Source organism: Kitasatospora sp. NPDC007106 (assembly GCF_040634455.1).
Classification (GTDB): domain Bacteria; phylum Actinomycetota; class Actinomycetes; order Streptomycetales; family Streptomycetaceae; genus Kitasatospora; species Kitasatospora arboriphila.
Genome location: NZ_JBEYFP010000159.1, coordinates 1 through 11,133 on the forward strand (window position 1 = coordinate 1; position 11,133 = coordinate 11,133).

The 11,133-nt window shown below is 76.9% G+C and carries 10 protein-coding genes and 1 pseudogene; 8 read left to right on the plus strand and 3 right to left on the minus strand.

Features of this window, described 5'->3' with window-relative positions:
- Together ABZ641_RS15730 and ABZ641_RS15735 are read left to right on the plus strand one after the other, a co-directional pair.
- Positions 1-96 (plus strand): annotated as a pseudogene (locus ABZ641_RS15730) (amidohydrolase); the annotation flags it as partial.
- A 314-nt stretch (positions 97-410) separates the two neighbouring features.
- Complete coding sequence (locus ABZ641_RS15735; RefSeq protein ID WP_344622720.1) at positions 411-1,274, plus strand: DMT family transporter; 864 nt, start codon at positions 411-413, stop codon at positions 1,272-1,274.
- A gap of 64 nt (positions 1,275-1,338) precedes the next feature.
- On the opposite strand, the gene ABZ641_RS15740 is transcribed toward ABZ641_RS15735, so the two are convergent.
- Positions 1,339-2,127, minus strand: coding sequence for an inositol monophosphatase family protein (locus tag ABZ641_RS15740; protein WP_344622721.1), 789 nt, complete (start codon positions 2,125-2,127; stop codon positions 1,339-1,341).
- A gap of 106 nt (positions 2,128-2,233) precedes the next feature.
- On the opposite strand from ABZ641_RS15740, the gene ABZ641_RS15745 reads away from it, so the two are divergent.
- Together ABZ641_RS15745 and ABZ641_RS15750 are read left to right on the plus strand one after the other, a co-directional pair.
- Entirely contained in the window at positions 2,234-3,217 is a 984-nt protein-coding gene (locus tag ABZ641_RS15745; RefSeq protein ID WP_359982249.1) for an Lrp/AsnC family transcriptional regulator, read from the plus strand.
- 38 nt (positions 3,218-3,255) lie between these two features.
- Positions 3,256-3,507 (plus strand): DUF2277 domain-containing protein, encoded by a 252-nt coding sequence (locus ABZ641_RS15750; protein WP_030267423.1) that lies wholly within the window; start codon positions 3,256-3,258, stop codon positions 3,505-3,507.
- Here the strand turns inward: ABZ641_RS15750 and ABZ641_RS15755 are convergent.
- Positions 3,476-3,979, minus strand: a complete 504-nt coding sequence (locus tag ABZ641_RS15755; protein ID WP_359982252.1) for a DUF2269 family protein — start codon at positions 3,977-3,979, stop codon at positions 3,476-3,478. The genes ABZ641_RS15750 and ABZ641_RS15755 overlap by 32 nt on opposite strands.
- A gap of 87 nt (positions 3,980-4,066) precedes the next feature.
- The gene (locus ABZ641_RS15760) at positions 4,067-4,801 is read right to left on the minus strand and encodes a 4'-phosphopantetheinyl transferase superfamily protein (RefSeq protein WP_359982255.1); all 735 of its coding nucleotides are present in this window, start codon (positions 4,799-4,801) and stop codon (positions 4,067-4,069) included.
- 235 nt (positions 4,802-5,036) lie between these two features.
- On the opposite strand from ABZ641_RS15760, the gene ABZ641_RS15765 reads away from it, so the two are divergent.
- From ABZ641_RS15765 to ABZ641_RS15780, 4 genes are read left to right on the plus strand one after another with little or no spacing between them, the layout of a single operon-like run.
- Positions 5,037-5,390: a CU044_2847 family protein gene (locus ABZ641_RS15765; protein WP_359982258.1), complete on the plus strand. Its 354-nt coding sequence runs from the start codon at positions 5,037-5,039 to the stop codon at positions 5,388-5,390.
- Positions 5,391-5,402: 12 nt separating this feature from the next.
- Complete coding sequence (locus ABZ641_RS15770; RefSeq protein ID WP_344622751.1) at positions 5,403-7,217, plus strand: trypsin-like peptidase domain-containing protein; 1,815 nt, start codon at positions 5,403-5,405, stop codon at positions 7,215-7,217.
- 48 nt (positions 7,218-7,265) lie between these two features.
- The gene (locus tag ABZ641_RS15775; RefSeq protein WP_344622725.1) at positions 7,266-8,273 is read left to right on the plus strand and encodes a MoxR family ATPase; all 1,008 of its coding nucleotides are present in this window, start codon (positions 7,266-7,268) and stop codon (positions 8,271-8,273) included.
- Entirely contained in the window at positions 8,263-11,127 is a 2,865-nt protein-coding gene (locus ABZ641_RS15780) for a TIR-like protein FxsC (protein WP_359982261.1), read from the plus strand. The genes ABZ641_RS15775 and ABZ641_RS15780 overlap by 11 nt, the downstream gene beginning before the upstream one ends.
- Positions 11,128-11,133: the final 6 nt, after the last annotated feature.

Below are 11,133 nucleotides of genomic sequence, written 5' to 3' on the forward strand. Positions count from 1 at the left end.
CTGACCGCCCTGGAGCGGCTGGGCCTGGGGGAGGAGTGGCTGCGGGCGGTGTGCTGGGGGAACGCGGCGCGGTTGTTCGGGGTGGCCGGGGGCTGAGCCGCTGCGCGGGGCGGGGTGCGGCCGGTGGAGGGTACGGGCACGCGTCGGCCGCCTTGGAGCGGCTCGGGCCTGAAGGGCTTGCTGCGGGCGGTGTGCTGGGGGAACGCGGCGCGGTTGTTCGGGGTGGCCGGGGGCTGAGCCGCTGCGCGGGGCGGGGTGACGGGGTAGTGGCGTGTTCTCCGGCTCGCGCGGTGTTCTGCCAGGCGGCGCCCCTGAACGGCTGGCGCCGGGGTCGGGGTGCGGCGCGGTGCGGCGGGGGTGCGGGGCGGGTGGGTGAGACTGGGCGGATCCGGTGAAGGGAACCGCCCGCCTTGCTCCCCGTCCTGTTCGCCCTGTGCGGCGCGATCAGCAACGCCCTGGCCACCGTGCTGCAGCACCGTGCCGCGCAGACCGTGCCGCGCTCCTCCGGCTTCCGGTTCGGCCTGCTGCGCGACCTGGCCCGCCGCCCGGTCTGGCTGGCGGGCATCGCCGCGGTGACCGCCGCCGCGCTCTTCCAGGCGGTGGCGCTGGCCCGCGGCGCGCTCTCGGTCGTCCAGCCGATCTTCGTCCTGGAGCTGCCGTTCGCCCTGGTCATCGCCTCGGCGATGTCCCACCGGAACCTCTCCCGCCGGGCCTGGGCCGCCGTCGCCTGCATGGTGGTCGGCCTCGGTCTCGCGCTGGGGGCCGCCGCGCCGACCCCCGGCACGATGCACGTCCCGATGTCCCGCTGGATCCCGGCCCTCGCGGGCTGCGGCGCGGCGATCGCGGTGCTCTGCGCGGTGGCGTTGCGCCGTCCGCCCGGCGGGGTCCGCGCCGCCTGCCTGGCGGGCGCGGCGGCCGTCGGCAACGCGCTGACCGCGGCGCTCATCAAGTCCTCCACCCATCTGCTCGACAAGCACGGGCTGGAGGCCTTCCTCACGGCCTGGCAGACCTACGGCTTCGCCGTGGCCGGGGTCGGGGCGCTCTACCTGCTGGAGAACGCCCTGCAGTCGGGTCCGCTGGTGGCCTCGCAGCCCGCGCTGACCCTCGGCGACGCGGGGGTCAGCCTGCTGCTGGGTGTCCTGCTGTACGAGGAGACGCTGCGCACCGGCCTCTGGCTGGTGCCCGAGGCCGCCGGTGTCGCGCTGATCGTGGTGGGCGTGCTGGCGCTGGCCCGCACCCCGCTGACCAGCACCCTGATGAGCCCCAAGGACTGACACCGCGCGGCCCCGGCACCCACCGCACCCGAGCTCACCGCACCTGCGCTCACCGCACCTGCGCTCACCGCACCTGCGCCAGTACCGTCAGCGCTTCGGCGTGCACCCCGGGGGCGGCCGCCAGGAAGCTGTCCGCGGCCGGCGTCCACGGTCGGCCCGTCGCGTCGGTGACCACGGCCCCGGCCTCGGCGGCGATCAGGGCACCCGGCAGCAGGTTGGGGCCGTCCTGGCCGTACTCCCAGAAGAGGCCGAGGTTCCCGGCGCCGACCTGGGCCACCTGCAGGGCGGTCGGGCCGAGGTTGCGGACGGCCAGGGCCCCGCCGAGCATCGCCGTCAGCGATTCGCCGGCCCGCCGCCGGGCGACCGGGTCGCCGGCCACCGTCGGCGGCTGCGCGGTGGCCGCGACCGCGACCTGCAGGGTGCGGGGGGTCGGGGCGATCGGCCGGCCGTCGAAATGGGCGCCGCCGCCGCGCAGCGCGGTGTAGGTGGCGCCATGGAGCGGCGCGTGCACCACCGAGAGCACGGCGGCGCCGTCCCGGACGAGGGTGGCGGTGACCGCCCAGTGCGGCAGCCCGCCCAGGTACTGGACGGCGCCGTCGGTGGCGTCGCAGACCCACCACTCGCCCTCGGCGGGTACGTCGCCGTCCAGTTCCTCCCCGTGCCATCCGGCGGACGGCCGCAGCGCGGTGAGGCGCTCGCGCAGCAGGGCGGCGGCGGGTCCGTCCACGGCGCGGAAGGCGGCCACGGCCTCGGCGAGGCCGGTCGCGGGCACCGGGGCCGGGCTCTGCAGGGCGGCCAGCCGCTCGCCGACGGCGTGCACCGCGTCGATCGTTCCGGACAGCGTCTTCTCCACGGGGGGCTCCTCTCGGTCGTGGCCGGTCCGGCCATGGAGAAGGAGTACCGTGATCGCGGCGGACCAGGACTCTGAGTCGGCCGGATGCGGCGGAGAACGGACAGCAGTGGACCTCGATGCGGTGGATCCGGACGACCGGCTGGACGAGCTGGACCGGCGGCTGGTCTGCGCCCTGCAGATCGACGGCCGGGCCGAGACCGGCCGGATCGCCGAGGTGCTCGGCGTCTCCGCCCGGACGGTGACCCGGCGCCTGGCCCGGCTGCTCGGCAGCGGCACCGTCACCGTCGTCCTCATGCCGGACGTCCGGGACCGCGCGGTGGGCGCCCTGCTGCTGAGGGTCCGCGTCCTGCGCGGCAAGGTGGAGACCGTCGCGCACGCGCTGGCGGCCCGCCCGGACGTGCCGTTCGTCGACATCATGCTCGGCGGCAGCGAGGTGAGCGCCGTCGTGCTCACCGACGCCGGCTCCCGCGACCGCCTGCTCTACGGCCAACTTCCCGCCACCGGCGCCGTCCTGGAGACCGATGTGCACGCGGTGCTGCACGCCTTCGCGGACGCCGGCCACTGGCACTCCGGCCACCTCGCGCCCGAACAGGTCGCCGCCCTCGCCCCGCCCGCCCCGACCACCGCGGCCCCCGCCACCGACGCGCTGGACCGGTCGCTGCTCGACCTGCTCGGCCGGGACGCGCGCCGGTCGCACGCCTCCCTCGCCGCCGCCTCGGGCGCGCCCGAGTCCACCGTGCGCCGACGGCTGCACCGGCTCGCCGCGGGCGGCCTGTTGCGCACCCACGCCACCGTCGACCCCCGGCTGCTCGGCATGGCGGTCGACGCCAACCTCTGGCTGGACGTGCCGCCCGGCCGGCTGGTCGAGGTCGGCACGGCACTGGCCGGCCACCCGCAGGTGCACGGCGTGCTCGCCACCAGCGGCCCGACCGGCCTGATGGCCACCGTCTTCTGCGAGGACCACGCCGCCCTGTTCCGGTTCTCCACCGAGGTGCTCGGTCCGCTCGGCGTCGCCCGCGCGGAGACCGCGATCGTCGCCCGGGCGGTGAAGCGCGCCGGCGTACGCCTCGTCGACCCGGTCCGCCGATGACGGCCCGCGGGGCGGGCGCGCCGGGCAGACTGGGGGGTATGTGCCGATCGATCAAGACGCTCCGGCCGCCGGAGACGCCGGAGGTCACCACCGACGACGTCCACGCCGCGGCCCTGCAGTACGTCCGCAAGGTGTCCGGCTTCCGGGCGCCGGCCGCCCACAACAGGGAGGCCTTCGAGCAGGCGGTCGCGGCGGTGGCCGCCGCGACCCTGGAGCTGCTCGAAGGCCTGGAGATCCGGGGTGCCGGACGGGTGGAGGTCAGGCCCCCGTCGTCGACCCCGGTCGGATGACCATCAGCACCACGACCACCGCCCACAGCAGGTTGAAGACGCCGGCGGTCATCGGCAGCAGCTTGAGGCCGCGTTCCGCCCGCTCCCGGTCGTCGCCGCGGGAGTGGGCGGCGGGGGTGCCCGTCTCCGCGTCCAGGGTGTCGATCACGGACTGCTGGGCGGGCACCACGAACAGCAGCAGCGAGCCGGCCGACAGCGCGGTGATCACGATCGAGGCGATCAGCCAGCTCTGGCCGAGGACGTCCATCACCTGGGCCACGCCGATGCCCAGCAGCGGGACGGCGATCCCGAGCAGCGCGTAGACCTGGGTGATCCGGTGCAGCAGCCGCACCGAGGCGGCCGCGACCGGCTGGTCCGCGCCGGAGCCCAGGGCCGCGGCCGCGCGCCGCGGGAACATGCTGACGGCGACCGCCACCGGGCCGATGAACAGCACCGAGGCCAGCACGTGCAGGCTCAGCAGGAACTTGGCCATGGGGAAGTCGTCCTTCGTGCGGCGGGGGAGGATGGGCGGACCTGCGCGGATGCGGTCCGACGCGGCCGTCGCCGACGCTAACACCCCTTACGCGGACGCCCCCGGACGCCCCTGGACTCCTCCTGCGCGCAGGCCGTCCGGCGGCAGGAGCCGGACCGGCCGGGTGCTGACCGCGGCGAGCAGGGCCCCGCTGCCGGGAGCCGCCCAGTCCAGCAGGTACAGGTCGCCGTGGCGGTGCAGGGCCGGTCCGGGGCCGGGAAGGTCCAGCGGCAGCGCGGACAGGTCGACGGCGGCGAGGGTGTCCAGGCTCGCCCGGCCGATCTTGATCATCGCCTCCTTGCGGACCCACTGCCGCAGGAAGGCCCCGTCCGGGTCCGGACGGGCGGCCACCAGGGCGGACTCGGCGGGGCCGAGCACCCGGTCGTACAGGTCGGCGGTGCCGTCCCGGCCGCCCGGCAGTTCGACGTCCACGCCGACCGGCGCGGGCCCGGCGGCCGCGGCCACCACGCCCTCGGTGTGCGACAGGCTCAGCCCCACCTCCGGCCGCCCGGCCAACGAGGGCGCGCCGTGTCCGGACAGCCCGCAGTCGGGGCAGTACTGCTCCAGCACCAGCCCGGCGACCGGGACGCCCAGCAGCCGGGCCGCGCAGAGCCGGACGAGCAGGTGCGCGGCGACGAAGTCCAGCCGGTTCCGCTCGCGGTGGAAGCGTGCCGCGCGCTCGCGTTCGGCCGGGGTCAGCAACTCCTCGCCGAGGCCGGGCAGCGCCAACACCTCGGCGCTCCCCGCGACCGCCACCAGCCCCCCGCCGGCCGTTCCGTCCATCCGCTCGCCCTCCTCGGCTCCGTCCGGACCACCCTAGGCCGCCGTCCCCGGGGCCCTCCCGCGTCCGGCGGGATCCGGCCGGGCCCGGTACGGGCGGATCAACCTGACATATTGTCATGTTCCTTGAAGATTACTGATGTCAACCCCGTCGGAACCGCTGCGCCACGGCCTGTGCTGTGCGACCATCGCCAAGGAATTCGGCTGACAGTACGGCTTGACACGGTGGGGAGTGCCCATGTCGCACTACGTGGAGTTCCTGACGGCCGACGGCGCGGTGGTCCGGGTGGAGAGCACCTCCCAGACCCCGGCGGCGTACGGCATGCAGCCGGTCGGCCGGGGCAGCGGCGACGCCGTCGTCCGTGCCTCGGAGACCTTCGAGCACGCGTTGGGCGGCGTCCGCGCCGCGGCCGAGGCCGCGCTCGCCGTCCTGCGTGACGGCAGCCTGCGCCCGGACGCGGTGGAGATCGAGTTCGGCGTCAAGCTCTCCGCCGAGGCGGGCGCGCTGATCGCCCGGACGGCGGCCGACGCGCACCTGACGGTCAAGCTCTCCTGGTCACCCGGCGCCACCGGGGAACGGACGGGGCACTGACCGGACGTGCCGATGCAGGACGTCCGCTGGCTCGCCCGGATCGACACCGCCGGGCCCGCCGGGCCGCTGACCGGCGCCGGCATCCTCATCTCCGACCGCGAGGTGCTCACCTGCGCCCACGTGGTGCACGGCGTCCACGAGGCGGAGGTCCGGCTGGTCGCCCACCCCGACCTGCCGCCGCTCACCGGCACCGTCGCGCTGCGCGGCCCCTGGCCCGAACTCCCCGGCGGCGCCGGGGACGTGGCCGTCCTCCGGCTCCGCGAACCCGTCCCCGCGCAGACCGCCGCGCCGGCCCCGTTCGCCCCGCTGCACCGCTGGGCCGGCCCGCCCGCACCCGCCCTGGTCGCCTACGGCTTCCCGGCCGGCCACGACACCGGCCTCAGCAGCGAGATCCGGCTGACCCGCGGCGGCTTCCGGATCGCCGGCGAGCTGGTGCAGCTGGAGCACGAGGGCACCGGCATGCCGCTCTCCCCGGGCTTCAGCGGCGGGCCGGTCGTCATCGCCGCCACCGGCGAGGTGGCCGGGCTGGTCACCGCCGCCCTCGACACCCTCGGCGTCCCGCGCGGCCCCGACGACCGCAGCCGGCCCGCCGCCCGGCTCGGCCAGATGCTGCCCGCCGAGGCCGCCGCCCGGTACGTCCCGCAGCTCGCCGACCGGCTCACCGGCGCCGCGCTGCCCGCCCACGCGGTGCGCGGACTGCGGCTGCTGCTCGGCGCCGGACCGCCGCCCGCCGACCCGCTGGAGCTCTACCGCGCCGCCGTCGGACCGCTCGGCTGCCCCGACCCGCCCAGCCGCCCCGCCACCCTCTGGGACGCCGGCTGGTACCTGCTCGCCGAGGTCCCCCGGCCGCCGCACGGCCCGCACCCCGTCGTCCACTTCGCCCACCACGTCGCCGAGGCGCACACCGACCCGGCCCTGCGCGACGGCCTGCTGGACTGGCTCGACCGGCACCGCGACACCGCCCCCACCGCCGGCCGCAGACGCGAGCGGTGGCGGCCCATCCTGGTCGAGATCACCCCGAGCGGCGCCGGCCCCGCGATGTTCCACGTCGCGGTCGCCGCCGTCCGCGACGGCCGGATCGGCGCCGCCGACACCCGCACCGTCCCGCGGCTGCGCCTCAAGCACGCCGTCCGCGACCGCATCGACCACGAACTCGGCCGCCTGGAACCGGACGGCGCGGAACTCGTCATCTTCTCGCTGCCGCGCAAGTGGCTCACCGAGCCGGTGCACGGCTGGGCGCGCCGGCGCACCGACTACGGCCCGCTCGGGGCCGACCACGCCGTCGTCGTGGTCGACGCGCAGCGCCGCGCCGACCCGGCCGCCCGCCGCCAGCTCGAACTCAAGTGGGCCCCGCTGCGGGCCGCCGCCGGCACCCTGCTGCACCAGCTGCGCTGCACCGAACTCCCGGACGGCAAAAGGCTCTACCACCGGCTGAGGCCGCCCGAGCGGGTCGAGTTGCCCGCCCTCCCCGGCCCGCCCAGGGGCGCCCCGTACGAACCGCTGCTGGCGGCCGCCCTGCGGGCCGGCGTTCCCGCCGTGCTGTGGCCGGGCCAGGCCTGCACCGCCGACCACACGCACACCCGGACCTGCCGCAACGAGCGATTCCTTGCCAGACTGGCGGAGGAACTGGCCGACGTCGCACCTGCCGACCTGCCGCGCCGGGTCAGGGAGTTGCGGCACGAGGCGGAGGAGGCGGCAGACCCTTCGCAGCACTGGGCGGCGGGCCTGGTGCTGCTGTGGGAGGACCCGGCGGTACTGCCCGGCCCCCACCGCCCCTACCGCGTCGTCCCGACCGCACCGCCGCCCCACGCCGCGGGCCCCGAGTGAGACCGAGACCGCCGAAGGCCCCGACGAGTGAGCAGGAGCAGGAGAGCAATGCCGCTGAAGCGCATCTACCAGGGCGTCAACGAGCCGCACGACGGCATCGCCGAGCTGCCCGCCCCGCCGCCCTGGCGCGACTTCGACGGGGGGCCGCTGCTGGCGCAGCCCGAGGGCCCCGCCGACCCCGTGCCCGACCCGGCCCGGCACCGCGCCGCGACCTTCCGCCCCACCCCCGAGACCGTCGAGCTCGTCAACGCCGCGCTCTACCTCAGAAGGCCGCTGCTGGTCACCGGCCCGCCCGGCGGCGGCAAGTCCAGCCTGCCGTACGCGGTCGCCCGCGAACTCGGCCTCGGCCCGGTGCTCCGCTGGAACATCACCAGCCGCACCACCCTGCGCGACGGCCTCTACCAGTACGACCCGCTCTCCCGCCTCTACGCCGCCAACCGCTCCGGCCCGCAGACCCCCGACGCCTCGCTCGACGAACACCTGCGGCTCGGCCCGCTCGGCACGGCCCTGCTGCCCTACCGGCGGCCCCGGGTGCTGCTCATCGACGAGATCGACAAGGGCGACCTCGACCTGCCCAACGACCTGCTGCACATCCTGGAGGAGGGCCAGTACGAGATCGACGAACTCGTCCGCGCCGCCCCCCAGCAGCCCGAGGCGCACGTGCTCACCGCCGACGGCACCGGCCGGGCGCCCGTCCGCTCCGGCCGGGTCCGCTGCCGGGCCTTCCCGTTCACCGTGCTCACCTCCAACGCCGAACGCGAGTTCCCCGCCGCCTTCCTGCGCCGCTGCGTGGTGCTGGAGCTGCGCCGCCCCGAGGGCGCCGAGCTGGAGTCCATCGTCCACTCCCACCTCCCGGACTCCGACCGGCAGTTGGTCACCGAGATCCTCGACGTCTTCCTCGCCCGCCGCGAGGAGGGCGAACTCGCCACCGACCAGCTGCTCAACGCCATCTACCTCACCTCCCGCCCCGAACTCGGCGACGCCGCCGACCGGGCCGCGCTCGCCGCCCAGGTGATGCCCTACCTCAGCCGCGGCCAGGACGACGATGTCTTCTGACCCGGCGGCCCTGGACCGCCTCACCGACCTGCTCGCCGAACTCGGCCTCTCCCCCCGGGCGCCCGTCGAACTGGCCGAACTGCTCTGGCTGGCCGCCCGCGGCACCGAGGGCGGCACCGGCCAGGACACCGCCGGCCGGGCCGCCCCGCGTACCGACCGCCCGGCCGCCGGCACCCCCGGCGGCCACCGCCCCCGCCACCGCACCGAGCACACCCCGGGCCCGGACGGCACCGGTCCGCGCACCGCCCTGCACCTGCCCGCCCCCGACCGCGGCGGCCGGCCCGCCCCCGCCGTCCCCGCACCCACCCCCGACGCCCCGATGCTGGCCCGCCCGCTGCCGCTGCAGCGCGCCCTGCGCCCGCTCAAGCGGCTCGTCCCGGACGAGCGCCGCCGCCTGCTCGACGAGCAGGCCACCGCCGACCGGATCGCCGAGGCGCTGCGCGAGCCCGGTCCCGTCCAGTGGCTGCCGGTGCTGCGGCCCAGCACCGAACGCTGGCTCGACCTGCACCTGGTGCTCGACCTCGGCCCGACGATGACCCTGTGGCGGCCGCTCGCCCGGGAACTGCGCACGCTCTTCCAGCAGACCGGGGCCTTCCGCCAGGTCTGCTCCGGCCGGCTGCTGCCGGACGGACGGCTCGCCCACCGCCGGATCGCCGAGGGCCGCTCCGCCGTTCTGGTGATCAGCGACTGCATGGGCCCGCAGTGGCGCTCGGGACCGGCCGGGGACCGCTGGCACCGCACCTTGCACGCGCTGGCCCGGCGGCTGCCGGTGGCGGTCGTCCAGCCGCTGCCCGAACGGCTCTGGCCGCTCACCGCGGTGCCCGCCGTGCCCGGGGTGTTCACCGCCACCGAGGCCGGCGCGCCCGACGCCGTCTACACCTTCGCCCCGTTCACCGACGCCCCGCCCGGGCGCGGCGCACCGGCCGTCCCGGTGCTGGAGCCGGGCCCCGAGTGGCTGGCCAACTGGGCGCAGCTGGTGGGCAGTCCGACCGGCGGGCAGGTGGTCGGCGCGGCGCTGATGGTCGGCGCGGCGACGAACCCCGCGGGCCGGGCGGTCGAGGCCGGGCCGGACCCGGAGGAGCTGACCGCCGAGGAACTGGTCGTCCGGTTCCGGGCGACGGCCTCCCGGGAGGCGTTCACCCTCGCCGGGATGACCGCGCTGACCACGCCCGCCCTTCCGGTGATGCGGCTGCTCCAGCAGGTCGGGCTTGCCCGCCCGCAGCCGCAGCACCTGGCCGAGGTGGTGGTGAGCGGTCTGCTGCGCGAACAGCAGGGCCGGCCGGGCTACTTCGCGTTCCGTCCGGGGGTGCGCGAGCTGCTGCTGCACACCCTGCCGCGGTCCACCGCGCACCATGCGCTGGAGCTGCTGATCCGGGTCGGCGGGCGGATCGGCGACGCCGGCCGGACGGGCGCGGGCACCTTCCCGGCGTGGGTGGAGACGGCCGGCGGCGGCACCCTGACCCTGCTGGACACCCGGCCCTTCGCCCTGGTCAGCCCGGAGGCCGCGCGGCTGCTCGGGGTCACCGGAGCCCCGGTGTTCACCCTGGCCGGCCCGGTCGCCGGGACGCACCCCGCGGACACCGCGTCCGGGGCGCAGCAGGAGCAGGCGGCGGCCCGGCCGGTCGAGGAGGACGCGCCGCCCGTCCCGCTGCCGCCGGAGCCCGCGGCGCTGCCCGACCCGGAGCGCTCCCGGGCGGTGCTGCTGCTGACCACCTCGCGCGGCGCCCCGGGCGAGGTGCTGGAGGAGCAGGAGTACACCGCGCTGCGCGATCTCGCCGCGCTCGCCGAGGCCCTGGTCGACCCGGCGCTGGTGGGCCTGGACCGGCGGCACATCTGGCTCGGCGAGGACGACCCGGACGGCTTCCAGCGGGCCTTGCAGCGGGCCGTGCAGGAGGCGGAGGACACCCTGGTGGTGCACGTCGGCGGCCCGCTCGGCCCGGGCGACGAGCTCGGCGTGGCGGTCGGTGCCGGCCGCTGGGGCGGGGTGCACCGGCCGGGCCTGGACTGGCAGGCGGTGGTGGAGACGGTCGCGGCCGGCCGGGCGGCGCGGCGGCTGCTGATCCTGGACGGCTCGCGCAGCGTGCCGCCGGAGCCGGCCGCGGGCGGTCCGGTGGCGGTCGACCCGGGCAGCTTCCAGGTGGTCAACCTCCGCCACCCGGTGGACCGTTCGGTGGCGGGCCGGCTGGCGGCGGCGATCCGCACCGGCGACCCGGACGGTGCGCCGCAGCTGACCGTCCACCACCTGCTGGAGATCGCCCTGCAGTCCACCCCGCCGGCGCCGCCGGTGACCAGGATCTGGCCGCCCCGGGACGGCCGTCCGCTGGTGCTCGCCCGCAACGCCCAACTGCACGGCGGTCCGGTCGAGTCGCGCACCCCCTCGCACTCGGGCACGCACCGCAAGGAGCCGGCCGGCCCGGAGGCGCCCAGACCCTACTTCTTCCTCAGCCACCCCGGCGGCCCGGGCGGCCGCACGGTGGACCGGCTCTTCCAGGACCTCTGCGAGGAGGTGCTCCAGCTGACCGACCTGCCGTCCGCGGTGCCGCCCGGTTTCGTCGACCGCAGCCCCGAGCTGGACAGCTGGTCGCGCTGGCAGATCACCGAGGCGCTCGCCACCTGCCGGGTCTTCGTGCCGCTGTACTCGCCGCGCTACTTCGCCAGCGAGCGCTGCGGCCGGGAGTGGTACGGCTTCGCCCGGCGGGCGGCCCGGGCGGCGGACCGCTCGGCGGTGCAGGCGAGCGGCATCGTCCCGGTGATCTGGCTGCCGGTGGCCTCGGCCGAGCAGCCCGCGGCCGCCCGCCAACTGCGTTTCAACCACCGCAGCCTGGGCCCGGAGTACCAGAGCGAGGGCCTGTAGGCGCAC